Annotated in this window: 26 protein-coding genes; 13 read left to right on the forward strand and 13 right to left on the reverse strand. The window is 72.0% G+C overall.

Going from position 1 to position 24274, the window contains the following annotated elements; translation table 11 throughout:
• Positions 1-3: 3 nt before the first annotated feature.
• Both rlmC and ACTJKO_RS01110 read left to right on the forward strand, forming a co-directional pair.
• Positions 4-1161 carry a 23S rRNA (uracil(747)-C(5))-methyltransferase RlmC gene (gene rlmC, locus ACTJKO_RS01105; RefSeq protein ID WP_440684800.1) on the forward strand — a complete coding sequence of 386 codons (1158 nt, stop codon included), beginning with the start codon at positions 4-6 and terminating at the stop codon, positions 1159-1161.
• Positions 1162-1512: 351 nt separating this feature from the next.
• Positions 1513-2178, forward strand: coding sequence for a transglycosylase family protein (locus tag ACTJKO_RS01110; RefSeq protein WP_440684802.1), 666 nt, complete (start codon positions 1513-1515; stop codon positions 2176-2178).
• A 72-nt stretch (positions 2179-2250) separates the two neighbouring features.
• Here the strand turns inward: ACTJKO_RS01110 and ACTJKO_RS01115 are convergent, their stop codons facing one another.
• On the reverse strand, positions 2251-3300 hold the full coding sequence (locus ACTJKO_RS01115) for an LCP family protein (protein ID WP_440684804.1): 1050 nt from the start codon (positions 3298-3300) through the stop codon (positions 2251-2253).
• Between the two features lie 64 nt (positions 3301-3364).
• Complete coding sequence (locus ACTJKO_RS01120; RefSeq protein WP_440684806.1) at positions 3365-3787, reverse strand: MarR family winged helix-turn-helix transcriptional regulator; 423 nt, start codon at positions 3785-3787, stop codon at positions 3365-3367.
• A gap of 76 nt (positions 3788-3863) precedes the next feature.
• Between ACTJKO_RS01120 and ACTJKO_RS01125 the strand changes: the two genes are divergently transcribed.
• Both ACTJKO_RS01125 and ACTJKO_RS01130 read left to right on the forward strand, forming a co-directional pair.
• On the forward strand, positions 3864-5996 hold the full coding sequence (locus tag ACTJKO_RS01125) for an MMPL family transporter (protein ID WP_440684808.1): 2133 nt from the start codon (positions 3864-3866) through the stop codon (positions 5994-5996).
• A 12-nt stretch (positions 5997-6008) separates the two neighbouring features.
• Complete coding sequence (locus ACTJKO_RS01130; RefSeq protein ID WP_440684810.1) at positions 6009-6659, forward strand: GntR family transcriptional regulator; 651 nt, start codon at positions 6009-6011, stop codon at positions 6657-6659.
• 58 nt (positions 6660-6717) lie between these two features.
• On the opposite strand, the gene pbfA is transcribed toward ACTJKO_RS01130, so the two are convergent.
• The 7 genes from pbfA to ACTJKO_RS01165 all read right to left on the reverse strand — a co-directional run bounded on the left by pbfA (position 6718) and on the right by ACTJKO_RS01165 (position 14024).
• Complete coding sequence (gene pbfA, locus ACTJKO_RS01135) at positions 6718-8079, reverse strand: (R)-1-hydroxy-2-aminoethylphosphonate ammonia-lyase (RefSeq protein ID WP_440684812.1); 1362 nt, start codon at positions 8077-8079, stop codon at positions 6718-6720.
• Positions 8079-9167, reverse strand: coding sequence for a 2-aminoethylphosphonate ABC transporter substrate-binding protein (locus tag ACTJKO_RS01140; protein ID WP_440684814.1), 1089 nt, complete (start codon positions 9165-9167; stop codon positions 8079-8081). The genes pbfA and ACTJKO_RS01140 overlap by 1 nt, the downstream gene beginning before the upstream one ends.
• 76 nt (positions 9168-9243) lie before the next feature.
• Positions 9244-10041 (reverse strand): ABC transporter permease, encoded by a 798-nt coding sequence (locus tag ACTJKO_RS01145; protein WP_440684816.1) that lies wholly within the window; start codon positions 10039-10041, stop codon positions 9244-9246.
• Entirely contained in the window at positions 10041-10943 is a 903-nt protein-coding gene (locus ACTJKO_RS01150; protein ID WP_440684818.1) for a 2-aminoethylphosphonate ABC transporter permease subunit, read from the reverse strand. The genes ACTJKO_RS01145 and ACTJKO_RS01150 overlap by 1 nt, the downstream gene beginning before the upstream one ends.
• Positions 10940-12133 carry an ABC transporter ATP-binding protein gene (locus ACTJKO_RS01155; protein ID WP_440684820.1) on the reverse strand — a complete coding sequence of 398 codons (1194 nt, stop codon included), beginning with the start codon at positions 12131-12133 and terminating at the stop codon, positions 10940-10942. Before ACTJKO_RS01155 ends, ACTJKO_RS01150 begins: the two co-directional genes overlap by 4 nt.
• Positions 12130-12864 (reverse strand): phosphonatase-like hydrolase, encoded by a 735-nt coding sequence (locus ACTJKO_RS01160; RefSeq protein WP_440684822.1) that lies wholly within the window; start codon positions 12862-12864, stop codon positions 12130-12132. Before ACTJKO_RS01160 ends, ACTJKO_RS01155 begins: the two co-directional genes overlap by 4 nt.
• Positions 12861-14024 (reverse strand): TIGR03364 family FAD-dependent oxidoreductase, encoded by a 1164-nt coding sequence (locus tag ACTJKO_RS01165; protein WP_440684824.1) that lies wholly within the window; start codon positions 14022-14024, stop codon positions 12861-12863. The genes ACTJKO_RS01160 and ACTJKO_RS01165 overlap by 4 nt, the downstream gene beginning before the upstream one ends.
• A gap of 147 nt (positions 14025-14171) precedes the next feature.
• Between ACTJKO_RS01165 and ACTJKO_RS01170 the strand changes: the two genes are divergently transcribed.
• Positions 14172-14909: a GntR family transcriptional regulator gene (locus ACTJKO_RS01170; protein WP_440684826.1), complete on the forward strand. Its 738-nt coding sequence runs from the start codon at positions 14172-14174 to the stop codon at positions 14907-14909.
• Between the two features lie 69 nt (positions 14910-14978).
• A complete protein-coding gene (locus ACTJKO_RS01175; RefSeq protein ID WP_440684828.1) occupies positions 14979-16520 on the forward strand; it encodes an LCP family protein in 1542 nt (513 codons plus the stop codon).
• Here the strand turns inward: ACTJKO_RS01175 and ACTJKO_RS01180 are convergent.
• Entirely contained in the window at positions 16513-17154 is a 642-nt protein-coding gene (locus tag ACTJKO_RS01180) for a TetR/AcrR family transcriptional regulator (protein ID WP_440684830.1), read from the reverse strand. The genes ACTJKO_RS01175 and ACTJKO_RS01180 overlap by 8 nt on opposite strands.
• 48 nt (positions 17155-17202) lie before the next feature.
• Between ACTJKO_RS01180 and ACTJKO_RS01185 the strand changes: the two genes are divergently transcribed.
• On the forward strand, positions 17203-17763 hold the full coding sequence (locus ACTJKO_RS01185) for a sigma-70 family RNA polymerase sigma factor (protein WP_440684832.1): 561 nt from the start codon (positions 17203-17205) through the stop codon (positions 17761-17763).
• A 25-nt stretch (positions 17764-17788) separates the two neighbouring features.
• Positions 17789-18571, forward strand: coding sequence for an endonuclease/exonuclease/phosphatase family protein (locus ACTJKO_RS01190; RefSeq protein WP_440684834.1), 783 nt, complete (start codon positions 17789-17791; stop codon positions 18569-18571).
• A 24-nt stretch (positions 18572-18595) separates the two neighbouring features.
• Here the strand turns inward: ACTJKO_RS01190 and ACTJKO_RS01195 are convergent, their stop codons facing one another.
• The gene (locus ACTJKO_RS01195) at positions 18596-19375 is read right to left on the reverse strand and encodes a hypothetical protein (RefSeq protein ID WP_440684836.1); all 780 of its coding nucleotides are present in this window, start codon (positions 19373-19375) and stop codon (positions 18596-18598) included.
• A 156-nt stretch (positions 19376-19531) separates the two neighbouring features.
• Between ACTJKO_RS01195 and ACTJKO_RS01200 the strand changes: the two genes are divergently transcribed.
• Positions 19532-20431, forward strand: a complete 900-nt coding sequence (locus ACTJKO_RS01200) for a glucose 1-dehydrogenase (RefSeq protein WP_440684838.1) — start codon at positions 19532-19534, stop codon at positions 20429-20431.
• A gap of 82 nt (positions 20432-20513) precedes the next feature.
• On the opposite strand, the gene ACTJKO_RS01205 is transcribed toward ACTJKO_RS01200, so the two are convergent.
• Positions 20514-20837 (reverse strand): hypothetical protein, encoded by a 324-nt coding sequence (locus tag ACTJKO_RS01205; protein ID WP_440684840.1) that lies wholly within the window; start codon positions 20835-20837, stop codon positions 20514-20516.
• A 168-nt stretch (positions 20838-21005) separates the two neighbouring features.
• Here ACTJKO_RS01205 and ACTJKO_RS01210 point away from each other — a divergent pair, with 168 nt between their 5' ends.
• Together ACTJKO_RS01210 and ACTJKO_RS01215 are read left to right on the forward strand one after the other, a co-directional pair.
• Positions 21006-21680, forward strand: a complete 675-nt coding sequence (locus ACTJKO_RS01210; protein WP_440684841.1) for a TetR/AcrR family transcriptional regulator — start codon at positions 21006-21008, stop codon at positions 21678-21680.
• Between the two features lie 82 nt (positions 21681-21762).
• Positions 21763-21957: a DUF2795 domain-containing protein gene (locus ACTJKO_RS01215; RefSeq protein ID WP_440684843.1), complete on the forward strand. Its 195-nt coding sequence runs from the start codon at positions 21763-21765 to the stop codon at positions 21955-21957.
• An 85-nt stretch (positions 21958-22042) separates the two neighbouring features.
• On the opposite strand, the gene ACTJKO_RS01220 is transcribed toward ACTJKO_RS01215, so the two are convergent.
• Entirely contained in the window at positions 22043-22483 is a 441-nt protein-coding gene (locus ACTJKO_RS01220; RefSeq protein ID WP_440684845.1) for an OsmC family peroxiredoxin, read from the reverse strand.
• A gap of 215 nt (positions 22484-22698) precedes the next feature.
• Here ACTJKO_RS01220 and ACTJKO_RS01225 point away from each other — a divergent pair, with 215 nt between their 5' ends.
• Together ACTJKO_RS01225 and ACTJKO_RS01230 are read left to right on the forward strand one after the other, a co-directional pair.
• Positions 22699-23742 carry an NAD(P)-dependent alcohol dehydrogenase gene (locus ACTJKO_RS01225; protein ID WP_440684847.1) on the forward strand — a complete coding sequence of 348 codons (1044 nt, stop codon included), beginning with the start codon at positions 22699-22701 and terminating at the stop codon, positions 23740-23742.
• Between the two features lie 91 nt (positions 23743-23833).
• Positions 23834-24232, forward strand: coding sequence for a hypothetical protein (locus ACTJKO_RS01230; protein WP_440684849.1), 399 nt, complete (start codon positions 23834-23836; stop codon positions 24230-24232).
• Positions 24233-24274: the final 42 nt, after the last annotated feature.

Here is a 24274-nt window from a genome sequence, read left to right on the forward strand (position 1 = left end):
GCCATGCAGTGCGACTACTTCGACCGCGGGGTGTGCCGCTCGTGCACGCTCATGGGGCAGCCGTACGCCGACCAGGTGCTCGACAAGGAACTCCGCACGCGCGAACTGCTCCGTGCCGCCAGTGACGCCGCACTCGACGCCGACGGCACCGTGGTCGAGTGGCTCCCCGCCGTCAGGAGCCCCGAGTCGGCCTACCGGAACAAGGCGAAGATGGTCGTCGGCGGGACGGTGCAGCGTCCGACCGTGGGGATCCTCGACCACCGCCAGCGCGGGGTCGACCTGCGCCACTGCGGGATCTGCACACCGGGCATCCAGCGCGCGCTGCCGGTCCTCGCGGAGTTCATCGTGGACGCCCGGCTCGTCCCCTACGACGTGACGGCCCGCCGGGGCGAGCTGAAGTACGTGCTCGTGACCGAGTCCCCGGACGGTTCGCTCATGGTCCGCTTCGTCCTCCGCTCCGAGGGGCAGCTGCCTCGCCTGCGGGAGCACCTCGGTGTCCTGCGCGCAGCGCTCCCCGAAGCCCTGGTCGTCACCGCGAACCTGCTGCCGGAGCACAAGGCCGTGACCGAGGGGGAACGCGAGATCGTCCTCACCGAGCAGGAGACCCTGCCGATGCGGCTCGGTGGCGTCACGATGCACCTCCGTCCGCAGAGCTTCTTCCAGACGAACACGAGCGTCGCCACGCAGCTCTACGCGCAGGCGTCGGCGTGGATCGACGAGGTGTCCCCGGCGTCCATGTGGGACCTGTACTGCGGCGTCGGCGGGTTCGCCCTGCACGCGGCGCGGCCGGGCCGAGCGGTGACCGGCATCGAGACCAGCCGGGAAGCCATCCGCTCCGCCAAGCAGTCGGCGCGGGAAGCCGGCCTCGCGGACGTCCGCTTCGCTGCCGACGACGCGACCGAGCACGCGCTCCGCGCCCGTCCAGACAGCGTGCCGGAACTCGTCGTCGTGAACCCGCCCCGGCGCGGGATCGGCCCGGCGCTGGCGGACTGGATCGAGGGGTCCGGTGTGCAGCACGTCGTCTACTCGAGCTGCAACCCGGTCACGCTCGCGAAGGACCTCGAACGGATGCCCTCGTTCCGCCTGCGGCGCGCGAGGGTGCTCGACATGTTCCCGCAGACCGGCCATCTCGAGGCCGTGACGCTGCTGACACGAGGGTGACCCGGAGGCGGCCGGGAGGCGCGCGCGAACGCCGCCACGTGCCTCCCGGCCGCCATTGCCAGGGGATTGCCAAGGAGGCGTACCCGGGTACGCCGTGATCGCCACCCTCATGGGGATCGGCGCGTACAGGCTTCGTCGAGGGGTACATACCATCGACGGGTAGAACCGTTTGTCTCGGTTTGATAACGGTGAAGAGTTTCCTATGGTGGCCGACCGAGGCGCCCGCGGCACGAGACCACTGCCCCCGGGGGCGCACCCCACGACATGACCGCGATCGGTCGGGACGGGCAGTGGCGACCGGATCGTGCTGACGTCAGCACCCGGCCCGTGGTCCCGGTGGAGCAATCAACCATGAAGAAGCTTTCCCGTACCCGCACCATCGTCGGCGGCCTGGCGTTCGCCGGCATCGCCGCGACCGGCGTCGGCCTCGCGGCTGCACCCGCGAACGCAGCGTCCGGCTCGACCTGGGACGCCCTCGCACAGTGCGAGTCCGGCGGCAACTGGGCGATCAACACCGGCAACGGCTACTACGGCGGCCTGCAATTCACGCTCGGCACCTGGCAGGCCAACGGCGGCTCCGGCAACCCGGCATCCGCGAGCCGCGACGCACAGATCGCCGTCGCCGAGCGCGTCCTCGCCTCGCAGGGCTGGGGCGCCTGGCCGGCCTGCTCCGCGAAGCTCGGTCTGAGCGGCACGACCGGTGCTGCCCCGCAGGCCGCGGCCCCGGCCGCTGCCCCGACCCAGCAGGCGGCACCGGCCCAGCAGGCCGCTCCGACGCGCCAGGTCGCGCCGTCGCAGACGACGACGCCGAAGGTGGCTCCGGCCGTCCCGAGCAAGCCCGCGCCGGTGAAGACGAGCGGCAAGACGTACACGATCGTCTCGGGCGACACGCTCGACAGCATCGCGACGAAGCTGCAGATCGACGGCGGCTGGAAGCAGCTCTGGGCTGCGAACACGTCGACGATCGACGACGCGAACCTGGTCTACGCCGGGCAGACGCTGCAGCTCCCCGCCTGATCGTCCCACCGATCCGACAGCAGGACGCCCCGCGACCGACGGTCGCGGGGCGTCCTGCTGTCGGCACGTGTCCTACTGAGGCGTTCGCCGGAGCCACTCGGCGAGGTCGTCGGAGCGGAGGGCCTGTGAGAGCGACTCGAGGGCGAGCGTGTTCACCGCGACGTACGACTGGCCGTCCGGCGAGGTCCCACCGCCCGCGGTCGGCATCGTGAACGTGTGCAGGTCCGACGGGCGAACGTCGCGGAGCGACCAGCCGAGGCCGACGAGTGTGGGGAACGACAGGCCCTCGTCCACGGACAGGTACCGACTCGTCGCCGTGACGAAGTCCTGGATGCGACCGGGGTTCGTGATGGTCCCCTCGGCGAGGACCCCCTCGACGACGCCGCGCATGAACGCCTGCTGGTTCACCACGCGCGTGTGGTCGGCGTCGGCGAAGGCGTAGCGCTCCCGCACGAAGGCCAGGGCCCGATCACCGTCGAGTCGGTTCGGTCCCGCGGTGAAGCGCTCACCCGACTTCGCGGTGAAGTCGTTCGCCGACTGCACGGTCACGCCGCCCAGGGCATCGGTCATGTCCCGGAAGCCGGCGAAGTCGATCTCGGCGACGTGGTCGATCCGCACGTCGAGGAGCTGCTCCACGGTCTGCACCGTCAGCGGCACCCCGCCCCACGCGTACGCGGCGTTGATCTTCGCCGTGCCGTGACCCGGGACGTCGACCCACGAGTCGCGCATGATCGACATGAGGTACACGGCCTTCCGGTCGGCCGGGACGTGGGCGAGCATCAGGGTGTCGGACCGTCCGCCGGAAGCGCGGTCGCCGTCGGGGTCTGCGTTGCTCCGGGAGTCCGAACCGATGAGCAGGATGTTCTCGGCGCCGTCGGACGGGGCTGGGCGACCGCCCGTGGGGAACGGGTCGTCGAGGACGTCCTTGCCCGAGTCGTAGCTCCGTGCGAGGCCGCCGACGAAGACACTGGCGACGACCGCGATCACGGCGGCGACGGCCACCAGTGCACCCAGGGTGGCGACGAGGGCGACGAGGAACGGTCGCTTCCTGCGCGTCCGCGCTCGGGCGGACTCGGCTGCTGCTGCTGCGTGGGCCTGACGGGCGGCGCGACGCTCGGACATCGGGGGCTCCTGCGGGTCGGGTCGGTCCTGCTACCGACACCACCAGCGTACAGCATTTTGCATATCAGTTGCTAGGGGATCGTCCCTCGCGGTCGCGTTCGAGGATCCCGGCGAGGGCGCTCCGCAGTGCCGGATCGTCCGGCAGGACCTCTCGCTCGATGTGCCGTGCGGTCTCCCATGCCGCTCGGCCGCGGTCGGTCACCGTGACCACCCGGCGGCGTCGGTCGGCCGGGTGCGGGGAGCGCTCCACGAGGCCGTCGCGCTCCAGGCGTTCGAGGGTGCGTGACATCGTCTGGGGTTGCACACGAGCGGTGCGGGCGAGGGTGTCCGCGCCGGTCGGGCCCGTCCGGATCACGATGTCGACCACGATGAGCGCCGCGTGGGGCAGGCCGATCGCGCGGAGTCGCTCGTCCCAGTCCCGTTCGACGGCCCGGGCGGCCGCGGACAACAGGCGCCCGAGGGGCCATCCGTCCGGGGCGTCGTCCATGGGCCGAGTCTACGGTCCACGATCGCCTCGTCGATCTAGTAGTCAGCATGCTGACCATCGGTGTACGCTCGCGGTCGTGGCCCGCTTCCTCCGCATCGTCCTCCCCGCCCTCGTCATCGTGGTCTGGCTCGCCGTCGCGGCCGTCGGTGGTCCGTTCTTCGGCAAGATCTCCGAGGTCTCGACCAACGACCAGACCTCGTTCCTCCCGGCGTCGGCCGATGCCACCAAGGTGCAGGAGCGGTCGTCGGAGTTCCGTCAGGCCTCGGGTGCACCCGCCATCGTCGTCCTGTCCCGCGACAGCGGCCTCACCGCCGACGACCGCGCGGCCGCCACGAGGATCGCGACGGAGCTCGGGAAGCGCGACGACGTGCAGGGCACCAGCCCGGTGATCCCGAGCGAGGACGGCGAAGCGGTCGAGATCGTCGCGACGCTCACCCCGGACGCCGACACCGGTGACACGGTGGCGGCCGTCCGGGACGACGTCAGCCGGGCGCTCCCGTCCGGACTGCAGGGGCACGTCACGGGCCCGGCCGGGTTCACGGCCGACCTCACCGAGGCGTTCGCCGGGATCGACGGGCTGCTGCTCGGGGTCGCCCTGATCGCGGTGTTCGTGATCCTCATCGTCGTCTACCGCTCGCCACTGCTCCCGGTCCTCGTGCTCGGCACGGCGTCCTTCGCGCTCTGCGCGTCGATCCTCGTCGTGTGGTGGCTCGCGAAGGCCGGGATCGTCACGGTCAACGGGCAGGTGCAGGGGATCCTGTCGATCCTCGTCATCGGGGCGGCGACCGACTACGCGCTGCTCTACACGTCGCGGTTCCGCGAGGCGCTGCGCGACCACCGGACCGGCTGGGACGCCACGAAGGCCGCGCTCCGAGGGAGCCTGGAACCGATCCTCGCCTCGGGCGGGACCGTCATCGTCGGTGTGCTCTGCCTCCTCCTGTCCGACCTCAACTCGAACAAGGCGCTCGGCCCCGTGGCCGCCATCGGCATCGCGTTCAGCCTGCTCGCCGCCCTGACCCTGCTGCCCGCACTGCTGCTCGCGTTCCGCCGCGCGGCGTTCTGGCCGCTCCGCCCGCGGTACGGCAGCCCGCACCCCGTCCTGACCGGCCCGGAGGCCCGCGGCATCTGGGCGCGTGTCGGTCGGCTCGTCGCGCGACGCTCACGGGTGATCTGGATCGCCTGCACCGTCGGCCTGCTCGCGATGGGGGCCGGGCTCGTCGGGCTGCGGGCCGACGGTGTCCCGCAGAGCGACCTCGTCATCGGCGCCGCGCAGGCCCGGGACGGGCAGGAGGTCCTCGCCGAGCACTTCCCGGGAGGGTCGGGGAGCCCGGCCCAGGTCATCGGCGCCGCCACGAAGGCGGACGAACTCGCCGATGCGGTCTCCGCGGTCGACGGCGTGGACAGCGTCGTGGCCGCGTCGAAGGAATCGCCGTCCGGGACGACCCCGCTCCCGGGCTCCGGAGCAGCCGCGGGATCCGGTGCCGGGACGTGGCCGGTGACGACCTCCCACGGTGACGTCCTGCTCGAGGCCACCCTGTCCCACCCGGCCGACTCCGACGCGGCAGAACGGACCGTCCGGGCCCTCCGCACCGCGGTGGAACGGGTCGACCCGCACGCCCTCGTCGGTGGGGTCACCGCGACCGCCGTCGACACGAACGACACCGGGATCCGCGACCGGACGGTGATCATCCCCGTGGTGCTCACGGTCATCCTGCTCATCCTGATGCTCCTGCTCCGCAGCATCGTCGCCCCGCTCGTCCTCATCGGCAGCGTGATCGTCTCGTTCGCCGCGGCGCTCGGGGTCGGCGCGCTCGTGTTCGACCACGTCCTCCACTTCCCCGGAGCGGACCCCTCGGTGCCGCTGTACTCGTTCGTGTTCCTCGTGGCGCTCGGCGTCGACTACAACATCTTCCTCATGACGCGCGTGCGGGAGGAGGCGCTCCGCTCCGGTCCGCGCGAGGGAGTCCTCCGCGGACTCGGGATCACGGGTGGGGTGATCACCTCGGCAGGCGTCGTGCTCGCGGCGACGTTCGCGGCCCTCGGGGTGATCCCCATCCTCTTCCTCGTGCAGATCGCCTTCGTCGTCGCGTTCGGCGTCCTGCTCGACACGATCGTCGTCCGGTCCCTGCTCGTCCCCGCGCTCGTCTACGACCTGGGACGTCACGCCTGGTGGCCCTCGCGCCTGTCGCGTCCGGCCCAACACATGTGACACGCTGAGGACATGCCAGTTCCTTCGACGCAGCCCGCAGCCGAGCGGAAGCTCCTCCGAGACACCGTGCAGGCCAAGATCCGGGACGCGATCATGGACGGCACGCTGGAGCCGGGCGAGCGGCTGAACGACGACGACCTCATCGCGTGGCTCGGTGTCTCCCGCACGCCGATCCGCGAGGCGCTGGCCGAGCTCGCCCGCGCCGGCCTCATCGAGATGGCGCCGAACCGGTACACCCGTGTCGCCGCCCCCACGAAGGACGAGCTGCTCGACGCCTACCGCACGCTCGGCGTCATCTACGGCGGGGTCGCCCGGCTCGCGACCCCACGGTTCACCCAGGCGCAGCGGAACAAGGTCCTGAAGACACTCGACGACGCCACCGCCCAGATCGAGCAGCAGCAGCAGGGGGCCGTGGCACACAAGGGCGCTGACCTCTACGCGCTCTGGGCCGACCACTGCGGCAACGCCGCGCTGGCACAGCTCTGCAGGTCGACCACCGACGGCCTGGCGTTCAAGCTCCGGGTGCCGGAGCTCGCCGAGCTCGTCCCGGCCGACGTCGTCCTCCCCGAACTCGAGCGTCTCAAGGCCGCTGTGCGGGCGAAGGACCCGATCGCCGCGGAACTCGCCATGGAGGCGATCCACCTGCTCCCGTCGCGGTCCTGACGCGACCGGCCGACGGGCCGGACGGGCGGGGCGGTGTCGCGCCGCGCCTCCAGGGTCGTCACCGGACGAGGGCGCGGAACGCGGCGTCGAGCGTCTCGAGCGCGAACGTCAGCTCGTCGTCGGAGACCGTCAGGGGCGGAGCGAGGGTCAGGACGTTCCCCATCGTCGTCTTGAACGACAGCCCGCGCCGCAGACACGCGTAGAGGACCGCCTCCGCCGCGTCGGTGTCGTGCAGTTCCATGCCGAGGAACAGGCCGCGTCCACGCACGTCGGCGACGACGTCGTGGTCCCGTGCGATCGAGCGGAGTCCGGCCTCGAACACCGCGCCCGCGTCCCGGGCGCGGGTCACCAGCCCCTCGTCGTCGATGATCGCGATCGTGGTGAGCCCGGCCCGCGCGGTGAGCGGGTTCTTCTCGTGCGTGTAGTGCCCGAGCGCCCAGTCCTCGGCGACGTCGAGCTCCGCACGTGCGAGCACTGCGGCGACCGGCACCGCCGCGCCGCCGAGCCCCTTCCCCCAGACCAGCAGGTCGGGCACGACGCCCTCGTGCTCGCTCGCCGAGAACGCCCCGGTCCGCCCGAGGCCGGTCGGGATCTCGTCGAACACGAGCAGAGTGCCGGTGGCGTCGCAGCTCGCACGGACCGCTTGCCAGAACCCCGGGGGTGCGGGTGTCGGGACGGCGCGCATCGGCTCCGCGACGACCGCCGCGACGTCGCCCTGCACGCGCAGGGTGTAGTCGACGAGCCGGGCGAGGGCGACGCCGCACGAGGGCAGGTGCGGTTCGTCCGCACGGTGCCCGGGCCCGAAGAGGTCGCCGCGGCAGCCGAACGGGGGGACGTGCTCGGCACCGGGCAGCAGGGGCGACAGCGGGCCGCTCCGGAAGAGCTGCTCACCGCCCACGCTCGACGCTCCGAACCCGGCACCGTGGAACGAGTCCCAGAACGACAGCGTCTTGTGCCGCCCCGTCGCGACCCGGGCGATCTTCAGGGCGAGCTCGACGGCGTCCGAGCCGCCCGTGGTGAGCAGGACGCGCTCGAGTCCGGGCGGCGCATGGGCGATCAAGGACTCTGCGAACTCCGCGGTGACGTCGGACGTGAAGCGCCGCGGGACGAACGGCAGCGTCGCGACCTGCTCCTGGAGCGCCGCGACCAGCCGCGGGTGCCCGTACCCGATCTGGTGCGCGGAGTTGCCGTGCATGTCCAGGTAGCGGGTGCCGTCCGTGCCGATGAGCCAGGACCCCTCGGCTCCCACGATCGAGGTCAGGCACGGCGTCGAGACGGACTGCTTGAGGAACGCGGCGGCGTCGCGGTCGAGCACGGCACGGTCCGCCGGAGTGCGATCGGCATCCCACCGCCGACGTCTCGCGCTCCGGTTCGTGTCGGACTCCGACGGGGCCGGGACGTCGACGGCGGGACCGGGCATCAGAGGGTGCCCGTCGCCGTGTTCCAGCGGTCGACGGTGCCGTCGAGGTCCTTCAGCACGTCGTCCCAGTCCGGGCGGACGACGGTGACGCCGTCGAGCAGCTTCGTGATGGTGTCGGCCTGTGCACCGCTCGGGTGCACGTCCTCGCGGGCGGGCAGACCGCCGGCGACCGTGGTCGCCTCCTCCTGGACCTGCTCCGAGAACAGGTAGTCGAGCAGCTTCTTCGCGTTGGCTTCGTGCGGGGCGCCCTCGACCAGGCCCGCGACGTAGGGGACCGACATGGTGGTGGGCGTGCCGTCCTTGCCGTCGAGGAAGAAGATCCCGAGGTTCGGCATCGTGGTCCGCTGTGCGAGGTTCATCTGGACGTCCCCGTTCGCGACGAACAGCTCGCCCTTGTCGACCTTCGCGGCGAGCGCACCGGTGGAGTCGGACGGCCCGACGTTGTTCGTCTGCAGCTGCTCCATGTAGTCGTCGACGCCCTGCTTGCCGAGGGCGTCCTGCGCGAGGAGGAGCATCGCCGTCCCGTCGCCGGCGACCCCGGGCGTCGAGTACTGCAGCTTCCCCTTGTACTCGGCGTCGAGCAGGTCCTTCCACGTCGTCGGTGCGTCCGGCACCTCCTTGCGGTTCCGGATGAAGCCGATGACGTTGTCGACCACGGCCGTGTACCTGCCGTCGGCGGCCTTGTTGTCGTCCGCGACGTGCTCCGAGCCCTTCGGCGCGTACTTCGCGAGCAGTCCGTCCCGATCGGCCTGCTGGATGAACGGCGGGAGGGTCACCAGGACGTCGGCCTGCGTGTTCGCCCGCTCCTTCGCGGCGCGCTGGACGACCTCGCCGGAACCCGCCTCGACGACGTGGACGGTGATGCCGGTGTCCTTCTGGAAGTGCTTGAACACGGTCGAGTAGAACGACGAGTCACCGTCGCCCAGCCCGTCGGCGGTGTACAGCGTGACGCTCTTGTCGGTGGCGGACGCACCGGAGGGGTCGGTCGCACTCGAGGCGGCCGAGCACCCGGCGAGGACCGAGGCGACGGAGAGGCCGACGAGCCCGGTGGCGAGGGCACGGCGGCGTGTGGTGCTGAGGATGGACATGGTTCTCCCTGGGATCGGTGGTGCGGAGTGCGGGGCGGTGGAGGGACGAGGGGGGAAGGCGGCCGGCGGCCGGGTGTCAGGCGGCCTGACGCCGGGCCAGCCGACCGAGCCCGAGCAACAGGACGAGGGTGGTGCCCATGAGCAGGACGGCCAGGGCGGCGCCCTCGTACAGGTGGATGCCGCGGCTGGTCATCGAGAACACCTCGAGCGGCAGCGTCCGCCACGTCGGCGGGGCGACCATCATCACGGCGGTGAGCTCGCCCATCGACAACGCCGTGCACAGTGCCGCGGCGGCGATGAGCGCGGGTCGGAGCTGCGGCAGGACGACGGTGAGCAGGATCCTGGTGGAGGAGGCCCCGAGTGCGGCGGCGGACTCCTCGTAGCGTCGGTCCAGTCGGGCGACCGCCGCGGAGATCGGCTGGTGGGCGATGGCGCTGACGAGCACCACGTGCGCCACCAGCACGATCCAGACCGTGCCGTTCAACGGGAGCGGCCCGGACGAGAACGCGATGAGGATCGCGAGGCCGATCGCCACCGACGGGACCGCGACGGGCAACAGGAACGCGGCGTCGACGACGGTCCGGAGCCTCGGGGCGCTGCGGGCTCCGAGGGCGGCCGACGTGGCGAGGACGACGGCGACCAGCGTTGCGACGCCGGCCGTCACGAGCGACGCGCCCGCGGCCGAGAGCGTGCCGGATTCGCCGACCGCGGCGGCGAAGTTCCCGAGCGTGAGGCCCGAGGGCACCGCGCCGGACCACGACCCGGCGACCGAGCCGAGCAGCACGGCGGCGAACGGCAGGGCGAACAGGACGAGGAGCAGGGCGATCGCGAGCACCTGCACGGTGTGCCTCAGGGCAGTGTTCCGGACGAGCATCAGCGCAGCCCCGTCCGCCCCCGCGGCGACCGGGCGGCGGCGGACCCGCGGAGCACTCGCCGCGCGAGCAGGTACAACCCGATCGAGACGGCGACGTTCACCACGGCGGCGATGGCCGCGGTCTGGTAGTCGCCGCGCCCGATCGCCTGCCCGTAGACCAGCGTCGGCAGGGTCTGCACGTCCTTGGCGCCGGTGAAGAGCACGATGCCGAACTCGTTGAGCGAGTACATGAGCACGAGTGCGCCGCCCGCCGCGACGGCCGGCAGCACCTCCGGGAGCACGACGGTGCGGACGATCCGCCACGGCCCGGCTCCGAGCGACTCGGCGACCTCGAGCTGTCGCCGATCGACCCCTCCGAGAGCGCCGAGCACCGGCCGCAGCACGAACGGTGTGAAGTACACGACCTCGGCGAGGACGACGCCCCACTGCCCGTCGAGCAGGTGCACGGGTCCGAGGCCGATCGCCGCGAGCGCACCGTTCACGACCCCGACGTCACCCCAGACGAACACGAGGGCGAGCGTGATGAGGAAGGACGGGAAGGACACCGCCACGTTCAGTGCGCCGACCACGAACCCCGTCCCCGGGAACGGGACGAAGGCGATGACGAGCGCGAGGAACGTCCCGAGGACGACGCAGCCGACGGTGGTCGTCATGCCGATCCGGACGGTGGTCCAGATGACGTCGAGGAACACGGGGTTGCTGAAGAGCTCCGCCCAGCGCGTGAGGTCGACGGCGCCCGTCGCGTCGTGCGCCGCGTTCGCGAGCAGCAGCACGAGCGGGACGACACCCAACGCGAGGAGCACGGCGAGCGGCACGAGCGCCGCGACGACGGCGCCGAGCGGCAGGGGAGCGACGACCCGAGCCCGGGCGGCCGTCCGGCGCGTGATGGCCGCGGCGGTCACGGAGCCACCGCCGCGGCGCTCTGCCGGGAGGCGCGGTGCGCTTCCGTCCCGGAGCTCACCCGGTCCGACCGGTCGCGTCCGTCCACCGGGTCGTGGTCGTCCCGGACGACCACGACGTCCTGGGGCTCGAACCCGAGACGCACGGTCGATCCGACCGTCGGCGGGAACACGAGTTCGAGGAGCTCGGCCGTGAACGTCCGTGGGCCGACGACGCATGCGACCTGGTGCGTCGCGCCGCGCCACTGCAGGTCGGTGACGGTGGCGACGACTTCGTTCGTGGCCCGGTCGGTGCCCTCGAGCAGGCGGACGCGGTGCGGGCGCACGGCCAGTCGGGCGGGGCTCCCGGTGACGAGCCGCTCGACGGTCCGGATCGGCCCGGACACGCCGTGCACGCGGACGGTCCCGGCGTCCACGGCCTCGCCGTCGAGCAGGTTCGCAGCGCCGAGGAAGGCGGCCGTGAAGGCGTACTCCGGGTCGCGGTAGAGCGATTCGGACGCGCCGTACTCGACGAGTCGGGCGTCCGCCATCACGGCGATGCGGTCGGCCAGCGCGAGCGCCTCCTCCTGCCCGTGCGTGACGTACAGCATGGTGACGTCGGGGAGCTCACGGTGGAGCCGGGCGAGTTCGGCGAGCATGCCGGAGCGCAGCTGGGCGTCGAGCGCGGAGAGCGGTTCGTCGAGCAGGAGCACATCGGGGCGGGGCGCGAGGGCGCGGGCGATCGCCACGCGCTGCTGCTGACCACCGGACAGGCTGCCCGGTTGCCGGTCGGCGAAGGACTCCATGCCGACCATGGCGAGCGCGTCCCGGATCCGCTCGGAGCGCTCTCGGCGACCGACAGCGCGGGACCGGAGGCCGTACCCGACGTTCTGCGCGACGGACATGTGCGGGAAGAGCGCGTAGCTCTGCACGACCATCCCGATGCCGCGGTCGCGCGGGGCGACCCGCGTGACGTCACGGCCGCCGAGCAGCACCTGGCCGGCCGAGGGCGTCTGGAAGCCGGCCACGGCCCGGAGCGCTGTCGTCTTCCCGGCGCCGGACGGTCCGAGGAGCGCGACGATCTCACCGCGCGGCACCGACATGGTCAGCGAGTCGAGGATGACGCGGCCGTCGTCCCCGCGGACCGTGACGTCGCGGAACTCGATGCCGGCTGCACCCGTGGCTGGGGTGGGCGCCGCGTCCCGGGCGCTCACCGCGCCTCCAGGGCGGTGACGGGCAGTCCGAGCAGGGCGGGGAGGTCGGCGATCGACGGCAGCACGTGCGTGGCCCCGGCCGCGCGGAGGGCGGCTTCGTCGTGCGCGCCCGTGAGCACGCCCACGGATGCGGCTGCGCCAGCGCGGACGCCGGAGAGCACGTCGTTGGCGGTGTCCCCGACGACGACGACGTTGCGGACGGACTCGGTCTGCGTGCGGATGAGCGCGACGAGCGGCATGTCCGGGAACGGTCGACCCCGACCGGCGTCGGCGGGGGTGAGGACGACGTCGACGATGTCCTCCCATCCGAGGGAGGCGAGCAGCGCCGCCTGCGTCTCGGCCGAGAAGCCCGTCGTGAACGCGGTCGCGATGCCGGCGCTGCGGAGGGTCCCGATCGCCTCCGCAGCACCGGGGACCGCCTCGGCAGCACCCTCCGAGACGATGTCGCGGTAGGCAGCCTCGAAGACGGCGTTCGCGCGCTGGGCGAGTTCCTCGTCACCGTGCGCGAGGTGCCGGAACACGACGATCTTGGAGTACCCCATGGTGTCGCGGACGTACTGGAGCATGGTCTCGCGCGCCGCGTCGTCACCCGCGAGTCCGACCGCTGCGTCGGCGGCACGGAAGGCGCGCTCGACGAGCCCGTCGTCGGTGACGGTGGTGCCGGCCATGTCGAGGACGGCGAGGGTGATGGGTCGTCCGTCGATCGCGGCGGTGGGGTGGGCGGTGGTCATCGGGTCTCCTGTGTGGTCTCGGTCGGGGTGCGGCCGGCGACGATGTCGGACGCCGTGCCGTCGAACGTGGCGGGCGCGATCCCGAGACCGGTCGTCATGCCGATCCCGCTCGCGACGGTGACGACGTGGACGCCGGGTTCGGGTTGCTCGATGACGAACTCCCGGTCGGGCGAGGACGCGTACACGCCCTTCCAGCGCTCGACGACCGGGACCTCCCGGACGCCGAAGAGCCGCCTCGTCTCGCGGACGACGAGGTCGAAGCCGCGCTCGGACTGGAAGGGCACCGCGTCGACGGCGCGCTCGTGCGTGTCGCCGAGGATGAGCGATCCGTCGGCGTGCTGGGTGACCATCTGGTTGAGGTCGAGCTCGATGCCCTCGGGCAGGTCGGCCGTGAGTCGGTCGCGGAGCGCCGCGGCGCTCGGCTGCTCGGCGAACCCGGAGTACCGGAGCAAGGACCAGCCGGTGAGCAGCGGGACGGTGAGCGGGGCGCGCAGTACGGGCGTCGCCCGGAGCATGTGCAGACGGCACCGGAGGAGGTGCACCCGTTCGGCGACGGCCGGGAAGAGCCGGTCGAGGTCGTGGTTCGTCGCCACGACGATCACGGGGGCGGTGATGTCGCCCCGGGTGGTGCCGAGCATGCCCGAGGTCGCCCCCGTGGCGGTCGTGCGCCACCGGAAGTCGACGCCCTGCTCCGCGAGGTGTCGGGCGATCGCCGGGGCTGCGGTGCGCGGGTCCACCTGCAGGTCCGCCGGGAGGAACGCCCCGCCGACGACCTCGCCTGAAGCGACCGGAACGCGGTCGGTGGTCTCGGCGGCGGTCAGGAGCTGCGTCCCCCCGTGCTGCGCGTCGTGCTCCTCGAGCACGGCGAGCTCTTCCGGACGCCGCGCGACGACGACCGTGCCGGTCTGCCGCGCGGTGAACCCGGCCCGGGCGGCGAGGTCGAGCCAGCGCGTGCGGGCCTCGGCGGCGAAGACCGCAGCTGCGCCGGTCTGGGGTGTGATGCAGGCATGTCCGAAGTTCCGGACGGAGGCGCCGTGCACTCCTGCGGTGGCGTCGACGACGACCGTCCGGAGGCCGCGGCGGTGTGCCTCCCAGGCGTGGGCGAGCCCGACGATGCCGGCTCCGACGATCGCGACGTCGTAGTGGGACGGTTTGAACATGTTCCCGAGAATTGCACACGCTTGGCCGAGATAGGTATACACCTACCCGATCGACACGATGCGTTCACCTGATCGCCATACAACTCAGGCGGATCGCGGCGGTGTCCATCGCGTTTGCCGGGCAGACGCTGACCGTAGTATCGACACGTGGCCGACTTCGTGTACAAGCAGATCGCCGATGCCCTGCGTGCGCAGATCCTCGACGGCGAGCTCGCCCCGGGCGACGACGTCCCGACCGAGGGAGAGCTCGCGCTCCGGTGGAACACGTCGCGGGGCCCGATCCGCAACGCGCTCGCCGAACTCCGGTCCGAGGGCCTCATCGAGTCGACGCGTGGCCGTCCCTCACGCGTGCGGACGCGGCAGGTGCAGCAGCGCGCGGACGTCTACACGCCGTTCACCACGTGGGCGCGGTCCTTCCATCGGACGCCCGGCGCCCGCACCGAGGAACTCGCCGTGCGTCGAGCGGACGAACACCAGGCGGCCGCGCTCGGCATCGAGCCGGGCGATCGGGTGGTGGACGTCGTCCGGCTGCGCACGCTCGACGGCCGCCCGGCGATGCTCGAGCGGTCGACGTTCGTCGAGTCGGTCGGGCGGCTGCTGTTCGACTTCGCCGAGATCGACCAGGAGTCCATCACCGAGTTCCTCGCCACCAGGGGGCACCGGTTCGCGGACGTCGCGCACGAGATCGACGCGATCGCCGCGGACGCCCTGGACAGCCAGCTCATGGAGGTCGCCGAGGGGTCGCCCATCCTGCGCGTCCGTCGGACGTCGATCGACGCGGACGGTCGGCCGTTCGAGTTCTCCGACGACCGCTACCGCAGCGACGTCGTCCGCTTCACCGTCGCGGCCTCGGGCAACCCCGGCTTCATGCAGCCGCGGCAGTGAGCACGGATCGCGGCGACCTCCCAGGGGTGGTCCACGCCGGTTCCACGAGTGCCCGTTATGGTTTCTCAGGTGACGAACGAGCCCGAGCAGACGACCCGCCGCGGCCGCCGCGGCTTCACGCCGCCCCGCCACGGCCGTCAGAAGCGACGCGCCGGGGTGGTCCTCCCCGCGATCGCCGGCGTGCTCACGATGGCCGTCCTGCTCAGCGGCGGGTACGCCGCGTACGCCTACGGGCGTCTCTCGAACGGCGTCACGAAGATCGACGCGATCACGGGCAACCCGGCGAAGAAGGACGACGTCGACGGGCAGGCGCAGAACATCCTGCTCGTCGGTGACGACCACCGGCCGGACAACGCGACGCCGGAGGAGATGGCGGAGCTCAGCACCGAGTCCGACGGCGGGGCGACGAACACGGACACCATGATCGTGCTGCACATCAACGCCGACGGCTCGCAGGCGACGATGATCTCGTTCCCCCGCGACTCGTACGTCGACATCCCCGGTGTCGGCAAGGGCAAGCTCAACAGCGCGTTCTACTACGGCACACTGAACGGCGGGGGCGACACCGGCGGCGCGAAGCTGCTCATCAAGACGATCCAGAACCTCAGCGGCCTGACGATCGACCACTACGTCCGGGTCTCCCTGCTCGGCTTCTACCAGGTGGTGAAGGAGCTCGGCCCCGTCGACGTCTGCCTCAACAACGCCGTCAACGACCCGTACTCCGGCGTGGACCTGCCGAAGGGCAAGTCGACACTCGACGCCAAGCAGGCGCTGTCGTTCGTCCGCCAACGTCACGGGCTGCCGAACGGCGACCTCGACCGGAACGTCCGACAGCAGTACTTCCTCTCGCAGGAGGCGCGCAAGGTGCTCTCCGCGGGGACGCTGCTCAACCCGGTGAAGTTGGGCAACACGCTCGCGGCGGTCGGGAGCGCGATCCAGACGGACACCGACCTCGTCTCCCTGGCGAGCCAGCTGCGGAACCTGCGCCCGGCGAACATCCAGTCCGCGACGATCCCCACGCTCGGGACCCCGACCATCACCGTGAACGGCGCACCGCTGTCCATCGTCCAGGTCGACACCGTCGGGCTCCCCGCATTCGTGCAGGGGCTCGTCGGCGAGCCCGAGGAGTACACCAAGGCCACTCCGGCACAGCCGGCGAGCACGTCGGTGACGGTGCTCAACGGCAGTGGCATCACCGGCGCCGCGGGTGCGGCCGGGACGGTCCTCACCGCCCGCGGCTTCCAGGTCGGCGCCCCGGGCTCCTCCGAGCTCACGAAGACCACGCAGGTGCAGTACCCCGCCGGCATGGAGGCCCAGGCGAAGGCCGTGGCCGCCGTGGTCCCGGGTGCCGTCGCGGTCCGCACCAGCGCTGCGACGGGTGTCACGCTCGTGCTCGGTTCGGACGGCAAGACGGTGACCCCGGTCCCTGCTGCCGGTGGCGCAGCGTCGGCCCCGGCGAGCGATGCGGGAGCCGCGGGCGGTGCTCCGGCCGCCTCGCAGCCCGCGGCGTCGGAGCCGTCCGAGTCGAGCAAGGCCTCCGGGTCGTCCGAGCCGAAGCCGACGTCGACCGACGTGAAGAGCTACGGCAAGCCGGGCGTCTGCATCAACTGACCTCCGGAGCCGCCGCGTACCGACGGATCGCGGCGATCGCGGCGTCGAGCCCGATCGCCAGCGGCCGGACGTCCCGCTGCACCTGGGCGAGGAGCAGGCCGCCCTGCAGCGCGACCATCACCGCGGTCGCGAGGGTGGCGGGATCCGCGTCCGGCCCGAGGAGTCCGCGCTCCCGCATGCCCGCGATGCCGTTCCGGAAGCCCAGCTCCCAGCGCGCGAACCCCGCCGCCACGAGGTCGCGTGCGTCCACGTCCCGCTCGGCGAGCTCCGTCCCGAGCGATCCGAGCGGGCAGCCACCCACGCAGCCCCCGGCCTCCGCGTCCGACACCATGTGGTCGCGCCAGCGCTCCCATGCCTCCCAGGTGGTGAGGTCGTCGTAGTCGGGGCCCTGGTGCCCGATGATCGCCTCGGTCTGCTGGCGGATGACGTCGCGGACGAGTGCGCGTTTGTCCGTGAAGTAGTGGTACATCTGCGAGCGCCCGACCGTGGCGGCCGCGCCGATGTCGTCGGGGGTGGTCCCCGCGATGCCGCGCGTCAGCATGAGGTCGGCCGCGGTCGCGACGATGCGGTTGCGCGTCGCCAGTCCTTTCGCGGTCGTGTGACGAAGGGTCTTCGGAGGGTGTTCCGGGCGCATGCTCAGAGTGTACTTGCAAGTACATTTCCTGTATGTGACATTCTCCCTGTGAACGACGACCTGCTCGCCAGACGCGAGGAAGAACGTGCCCTCCTGCTCGCCGTCGCCGCCGGGGACCCGACCGCGTTCCCGCGCCTGCACGCCCGGTTCCGGCCCCTCGTCGAGCGGTACGTGCGGCACCAGCTCGTCGACCCCTGGCAGACGGAAGAGGTCGTGCAGGACGTCTTCCTCGAGATCTGGCAGCTCGCCGACCGGTACGACCCGGCGCACGCGCCGCTGTCGTGGATCCGGACGATCGCGCAGCGACGGGCCATCGACCGGGTACGGAAGAGCCGCGCGGACCGCGAGCGGGACCTGCGGGTCGGCGCGCGCGAGTTCGACCTCGTCGACCACTCCAGCGCGGAGCGCGCCGAGAGCGTCCTCGACCGTGCAGCACTCCACCGCGCCGTCACCGCGTTGCCCGACCGTCAGCGCGAGGCCGTGGTGCTCCGCCACCTCGTCGGCCTGAGCGGGCCCGAGGTCGCTGCGTCGCTCGGCGTCCCGCTCGGCACCGCGAAGACCCGAGTACGCGACGGGGTCATCGCCCTGCGGCGGGTCCTGGTTCGCTGAGCACCACGGTCGGTAGGTTCGACCGGTGAGCACCCCAGCGCGTCCGATCACCCTGATGACCTACAACATCAAGAACCCGGACCCGGCGCACGACTGGCCCGCCCGACTCCCCGCGGTCCTGGACGTGATCCGCCGACACGACCCCGACCTGCTCTGCGTCCAGGAGGCCTTCGCCCACCAGATGGACGACCTCCGCGCCGGATTGCCGGAGCGCGGCGACGTCGGCCAGGGGCGGGAGGGCGGCACCGCGGGCGAGCACGCCGCGGTGTTCTTCCGGCGCAGTCGGTTCCGCCCCGTCGACGAGGGGACGTTCTGGCTGTCCGACACCCCCGACGAGCCGGTCTCGAACACCTGGGGGAGCCTGTACCCCCGCGTCGCGAACCACGCACGGTTCCTGGACGCCGAGGGTGACCCCTTCACACTGCTGACCACGCACCTCGACCACGAGGAGGGACCCCACGGCGACGAGGTCCGGGCGAAGAGCGCGGCGCTCATCGTCGAGCGGCTGAGCGCCACGGACGGTCCGGTCGTCGTCGCCGGTGACTGCAACGAGCCGGCCGGGGCCGGAGCGGCGTCGCGCGTGCTCGAGGCCGCGGGGTTCGCGGACGCGTGGGTCCTCGGCGGCGACGCTGACGACCGGACGGCGACCTTCAACGACTGGGAACCGCCGGTGGACTCGGGCGACCGCATCGACTGGGTGTTCGTCCGGGGCATCGCGGGCGTCGACCGCGTCGTGATCGACCACGACGGCCCGGAAACCTGGTTCGCGAGCGACCACTTCCCCGTCGTGGCCACGCTGCGGGTGTGACCTCGGAGCCGGGCGTGCCGGTGGTCAGCAGCTGCGCTGCGCGTGCACGGGCATGGGTGACCCGAGGACGGTGACCGTCGTGTCGTCGGTCAGGGCCGAGACGCCGTTCGTGCCGGAGTCGGCCGATCGTGCGCCGTCCCCGTCGGCACCGGCCGCGGCCGTGGATTCGGACCGGGCGTCGGGTGCATCGTCGTCCGGCTCCCACCCCGGTTCGAGGAGGAGCTGCCACGCCTTCGCGTCGTCCGAGCCGAAGGAGACCCGTTCGGACTTCGGTGCGTCCTGGATGGCGTCGTGGATGTCGTCGCCCACCTGCACCCCGTCGGGCCCGGAGAGCTCGACGTCGTCGCCGAAGCGGGACTGCACGGCGTCGCGGAGGACACGGATCTCGACCGCGTTGCCGGCGGGCGCAGCCGTCGTCAGCGACGCCACGCGGATGGCCCCGCCCCAGGTGTAGGTCGTCCCCGAGGGGAAGCAGGCACCGCCGTCGCCCTCGGCGGTCTGGATGCGGGACGGGGTGCCCAGCAGGCGGTTCAAGAGGCTGACGGTCCGGCGGGAGTCGCGCATCGAGACGTCGGCCACGGTCTTCGAGTCGCGACGGAACACGAGCGACTCGGCGTCGAGCTCGATGGAGTCCACCCGCTTGAGCTTCGCCGTGCTCACCCGGGCCGGGTCGTGCGTCGCGCTGTCGGGTGCGACCTCGGCAGCGGAGGCGGGCGCTGCGCCGGACGGGCCATCGACCGCGAGCGCGCCGGCCGAGAAGGCCAGCACGGCGGCGCTCAACGCCAGCACGGTCCGGGAGGTCACCACTCGACGGTACGACGTCGATGCTCGTTGGACGACGGGTGTTACCGAATCGGGGCCTGGTCGTCACCGGACCGTGACCTTCCCGGCGTCCGCTCCGCGCACCGGGGGACACCCGTCTGGACGGCCGATGGTGACGACGTGCGTACCGTACGCGGCATGACGGACCAGTACTCCATGCAGGACCCGACGAAGATGTACGCCGACAAGAAGCCCGACGAGCAGTACCTCGAGGGCGCCGGCACCGACCAGGAGATGGCGGAGAACGTCCCGGCCGACCACGGCGAGGACTCCTACCGCGGCTCCGGCCGACTCGAGGGCCGCAAGGCGCTCATCACCGGTGGCGATTCCGGCATCGGCGCCGCGGTCGCCATCGCCTTCGCTCGTGAGGGTGCCGACGTCGCCATCGGGTTCCTGCCGGAGGAGCAGGAGGACGCCGACCGGATCATCGGGCTCATCGAGGCGGCCGGTCGCAAGGCCGTGGCGATCCCCGGTGACATCACCTCGCTCGAGTTCTGCGAGCAGCTCGTCCGCACGGCGGTCGACGAGCTCGGCGGACTCGACGTCCTCGTCAACAACGCCGGCAAGCAGCAGAACATCGATGCGGTCACGGACATCGACGACGACGAGTTCGACGAGACCTTCAAGACGAACGTGTACGCCACGTTCCGCATCACGAAGGCCGCCGTGCCGCACATGCCGCCCGGGTCGACGATCATCAACACGACGTCGATCCAGGCGTACGCGCCGTCGCCGAACCTCGTGCACTACGCGGCCACGAAGTCGGCGGTGAACAACCTCGCGAAGGGCCTCGCGGCGCAGCTCGCGCCGAAGGGCATCCGCGTGAACGCCGTCGCACCCGGCCCGATCTGGACGCCGCTCCAGCCCGCCGGCGGTCAGGCTCCGGACGCGCTGCCGTCCGTGGGCGAGGAGACCTACCTCGGCCGCTGGGGTCAGCCCGCGGAGCTCGCGCCGGCCTACGTGTTCCTCGCGAGCGGCGAGTCGTCGTTCGTCGTGGGCGAGACCCTGCACGTCGACGGCGGTATGCCCACCCCGTAGTCGGTCCGCGGACGCACCGGAGGCGCGGCGGACCGACACCGCGCCTCCGGTCCGTCAGACGGCCGCCTCGGCACCGCCCACCTCAGCAGGGAGCGCCGCAGGACCGGGCCATGCCCTCGAGCAGCTCGCGCGCGGACAGCGCGGCAGCGAGTTCGACCTCGACCGGGTTGATGCCCACGGCGCGCTCGAACTCGCGACGTCGTGCCTGGTGCGCGACCGGCACCTCGGGACGCTGCGGCAGGACCGCGATCGCGCGGGCCGCGGCGTCGAAGGCACCGACCGGACGCCCGAGCTGCTCCCACATCGTCCGGACGTCGTGCGCGACCTGTTCGGCGTCCCCACCGAACTCGAAGCCGGCCGAGGCCATGGTCGCCAGTCCCTGCGCGGTGGGGTCGTTCGGGGTCATGACGGCATCGTCACACGGATCGCCGCGAACGTGCTGCGAACCCGTCGCTTGTCCCCCGACATGCCGACACCCGGACCGGGGATGCCTGGTCGCCCCCGAACTCCGTTTGGATGGACGTGCCCGAAGGGGCGACACGGACAGGACGTCCGGGGACCGACGGAGGGCACGATGCTCGAACACACCAGCGCGGACACGCAGGCGGCAGCCGCCGCGGCCGCGACCCTGCACCTGCGCATCACGATCGTGGGCGCCACCGTCGACCTGTTGCACGACGTCCCGTTCCACGAAGCGGACCCCGGCATGGTGGCCGAGCGACTCGGTCTCTCCGTGGCGGAGCTCCGGCAGCACTTCCCCTCGTGGGACGGACTCGTGCTCGCCGCTGTCGACCGCTGGAACGGCAGCCGGATGGAGGAGGTCGCGCGGGAGGTCGGGGACGGCACCACCGTCCAGCTGCTGCGCGCCGTCGTCGCGTCGAACGCCGAGGACCCCGCGCTCGTGCGGCTCCTCGTCGCGCTGCTCTCCGTCGCCGGGAACCCGCAGCACCCGATGGCGCCCTACCTCCGGTCGCGCTACCAGCTCTTCTACGCCCAGATCAAGCGGGGACTCGAGCACGACGTCGCCGTCGGTCGGGCGCCCCACACGATGGACCCGCGGCGCGGCGCGGAGCAGCTCATCGCGCTGTACGAGGGGCTGCAGCTCCAGTCGCTCCTCCGGTCCGACCTCGACCTCGTGCCGGCGTTCGACCGCGCGGTCGCCCGGCTCGAGCGCGGGTGGATGGAGCGGTACGAGCCGCAGGCGGCCCGGCGGCTGTCGACGTGGAGCGACGGCGGCTGGGAGCTCTGACGCTGGCCACGGCGCGCGATCCCGGACGCGCGTCGAGGACGGTCGGCGTACTCGGTGGGTTCCACCGACGGAAGGAACCGACATGGCAGCACCGAACCCGATCCAGGTCCAGAAGTACCTGAGCGGTATCGACTACCCGGCCTCGAAGGACGACATCGTGGCGACCGCCGAGCGTGAGGGAGCGGACGGTGACGTGCTCGACGCGCTCCGGGCGATCCCGGACGGTGAGTACGACGCCCCGACGGCCGTCTCGAGCGCCGTCGCCGACGTCGACTGAGCGCATCCGGACGGACGGGAGGCGCGGTGCCAGGGTGCACCGCGCCTCCCGTCCGTCGTGTGGTGACGACCGTCACGGGTGGCGGCTACTGCTCGAACGTCGCGTGGAGCGTGATGTCGACGCCGGTGAGCGCCTTGCTGACCGGGCAGGTCGCCTTGGCGTCGTCGGCGGCCTTGAGGAAGGTCGCCTCGTCGATGCCGGAGACCTCGCCGTTCACGGTGAGGACGATGCCGGTGAGCTTGAACCCGCCCGCGCTGTCCGGGCCGAGCGAGACGTCGGCCTTGACGTCGAGCGCCTCGACCGTGCCGCCGGCCTCACCGAGGATCGCGGAGAACTGCATCGCGTAGCAGGCGGAGTGCGCGGCGGCGATGAGCTCCTCGGGGCTGGTGGTGCCGCCGGCGTCGTCGGCGGCGCGCTTGGGGAACGAGACGTCGTAGGTGCCGACCTTCGAGCTGGAGAGCTCGACCTGGCCGGAGCCGTCCTCGAGGCCGCCGTTCCAAGCAGTGCGTGCGGTGCGCGTGGGCATGGCCGCTCCTTTCGTGTGGGGATGGTCGCCGCGTTCGGGACCGGCTCCGAGTCAAGCTGAGAACGGTCGTTCTCGCAACCTGTTCACGGCGAAGACGCAGGTCGGTCGTCCGATCGGGCGCATGGGGGACAGTGGCGCGTCGTGCATCACCGATGCGCGACACGTGTCGTCCTGTGCGACAGGTGTACTCTGGACGCGTTCAAAGGAGACCCACCATGCGCGCCGTCGTGTTCGAGCAGTTCCAGACCTTCCCGTCCCTCACCGACGTCCCGAAGCCGACGCCGGGGCCGGGGGAGGTGCTGCTCAAGGTCGCGGGAGCGGGCGCGTGCCACTCCGACGTCGCCGTGTACCGCGAGTTCGTGGCCGGGGCACCGGGAGCGCAGCAGCCGCCGTTCGTGCTCGGGCACGAGAACTCCGGGTGGGTCGAGGAGGTCGGGGACGGTGTCGCCGGCTTCACGAAGGGTGACGCCTACCTCGTCTACGGTCCGGTCGGCTGCGGGCACTGCTCGTACTGCTCCAAGGGGCAGGACACCTACTGCGAGAACGCGGCCACGAACCCGTACGCGGGCATCGGTCTCGGGCGCGACGGCGGCATGGCGGAGTACGTGGTCGTCCCGGCGCGCAACCTCGTGCCGCTCGGCGACGCCGACCCCGTCGCCGCGGCGCCCCTCAGCGATGCCGCGCTCACGCCGTACCACGCGATCAAGAACGCCCTGCCGAACCTGGCCGGTGGCGGCAAGTACGCCCTCGTCGTCGGGCTCGGCGGCCTCGGGCAGATCGCGGTGCAGATCCTCACCGCACTGACCGGCGCCACCGTCATCGCCACCGACATGAAGCAGGACGCGATGGACCGCGCCGCAGCACGTGGCGCGATCACGGTCCCCGGCGGTCCGGACCAGGTCGCCGCGATCCGGGAGATCACCGGCGGCAAGGGTGTGGACGCGGCGTTCGACTTCGTCGGCGCCACGCCCACGATCACGACGGCCCAGGCGTCGATGGCGATCGGCGGCCGGTTCACGGTCGTGGGCATCGCCGGCGGGACCACCGAGTGGAACTTCTTCGCCACGCCCTACGAGTCGACCATCACGAACACCTACTGGGGCACGATCGCCGACCTGCACGAGGTCGTCGCGATGTACCGTGCCGGGCAGATCGTCCCCGACGTCGAGCAGTACGCGCTGTCCGACGCACTCGAGGCGTACCGGAAGCTCGAGGCCGGCGAACTCTCCGGCCGCGCCGTCGTCGTCCCGACCCTGTGACATCGATCCGGTAACGCTCGGTGCTTCCCTGAGCGTCGCTCGCTACGATGGCGACAGGACGCGAGGGGCGCGCCGTGTGGGGAGGACCGACATGCAGGACTCGCAGGACTTCCAGCTGGGCCGGACGACCGCGCAGGACCTCTATCGTCCGAAGCTGCCGTACCGCGCACCCGAGCACACCGAGGCCGTCGCCCGACCCCGCGGCGAGAGCGGCAACCACATGGTGATGGGGATCCCGTACGAGGCCCCCGAACACGGTGCCGGTGCCGGCGCCGGCGGGACGGTCTCCCGACTCGGACTCGCCTGGCGGATCGTCGCATCGCTGGTGCTCGCGGCGATCGGCATCAACGCCGTCGTCGTGATCGTCCGGACGCTCGTGCAGCCCGACGCGGTCTGGGTCGGCGCCCTCGGCATGGTCGTCGTCGCGATGCTCGCGTTCGCCTACCCCGTGGTCAACCTGGTGCGCTGGGTGCGAGCCGCGCGGCGGTAGCACCGGCGCTGCACACCGGACGGCGGTCTCCAAGCCCCCGGA

This window comes from Curtobacterium sp. 22159, from assembly GCF_052045775.1.
Taxonomy (GTDB): domain Bacteria; phylum Actinomycetota; class Actinomycetes; order Actinomycetales; family Microbacteriaceae; genus Curtobacterium.

Coding starts and splice junctions, on each gene's coding strand:
- ACTJKO_RS01230 (WP_440684849.1), top strand. CDS start 23,834: ATGCAGGACTCGCAGGACTTCCAGCTGGGCCGGACGACCGCGCAGGAC.
- ACTJKO_RS01110 (WP_440684802.1), top strand. CDS start 1,513: ATGAAGAAGCTTTCCCGTACCCGCACCATCGTCGGCGGCCTGGCGTTC.
- ACTJKO_RS01205 (WP_440684840.1), bottom strand. CDS start 20,837: ATGACCCCGAACGACCCCACCGCGCAGGGACTGGCGACCATGGCCTCG.
- ACTJKO_RS01225 (WP_440684847.1), top strand. CDS start 22,699: ATGCGCGCCGTCGTGTTCGAGCAGTTCCAGACCTTCCCGTCCCTCACC.
- pbfA (WP_440684812.1), bottom strand. CDS start 8,079: ATGCCCGGTCCCGCCGTCGACGTCCCGGCCCCGTCGGAGTCCGACACG.
- ACTJKO_RS01130 (WP_440684810.1), top strand. CDS start 6,009: ATGCCAGTTCCTTCGACGCAGCCCGCAGCCGAGCGGAAGCTCCTCCGA.
- ACTJKO_RS01165 (WP_440684824.1), bottom strand. CDS start 14,024: ATGTTCAAACCGTCCCACTACGACGTCGCGATCGTCGGAGCCGGCATC.
- ACTJKO_RS01220 (WP_440684845.1), bottom strand. CDS start 22,483: ATGCCCACGCGCACCGCACGCACTGCTTGGAACGGCGGCCTCGAGGAC.
- ACTJKO_RS01215 (WP_440684843.1), top strand. CDS start 21,763: ATGGCAGCACCGAACCCGATCCAGGTCCAGAAGTACCTGAGCGGTATC.
- ACTJKO_RS01140 (WP_440684814.1), bottom strand. CDS start 9,167: ATGTCCATCCTCAGCACCACACGCCGCCGTGCCCTCGCCACCGGGCTC.
- ACTJKO_RS01120 (WP_440684806.1), bottom strand. CDS start 3,787: ATGGACGACGCCCCGGACGGATGGCCCCTCGGGCGCCTGTTGTCCGCG.
- ACTJKO_RS01200 (WP_440684838.1), top strand. CDS start 19,532: ATGACGGACCAGTACTCCATGCAGGACCCGACGAAGATGTACGCCGAC.
- ACTJKO_RS01160 (WP_440684822.1), bottom strand. CDS start 12,864: ATGACCACCGCCCACCCCACCGCCGCGATCGACGGACGACCCATCACC.
- ACTJKO_RS01180 (WP_440684830.1), bottom strand. CDS start 17,154: ATGCGCCCGGAACACCCTCCGAAGACCCTTCGTCACACGACCGCGAAA.
- ACTJKO_RS01115 (WP_440684804.1), bottom strand. CDS start 3,300: ATGTCCGAGCGTCGCGCCGCCCGTCAGGCCCACGCAGCAGCAGCAGCC.
- rlmC (WP_440684800.1), top strand. CDS start 4: ATGCAGTGCGACTACTTCGACCGCGGGGTGTGCCGCTCGTGCACGCTC.
- ACTJKO_RS01145 (WP_440684816.1), bottom strand. CDS start 10,041: ATGCTCGTCCGGAACACTGCCCTGAGGCACACCGTGCAGGTGCTCGCG.
- ACTJKO_RS01210 (WP_440684841.1), top strand. CDS start 21,006: ATGCTCGAACACACCAGCGCGGACACGCAGGCGGCAGCCGCCGCGGCC.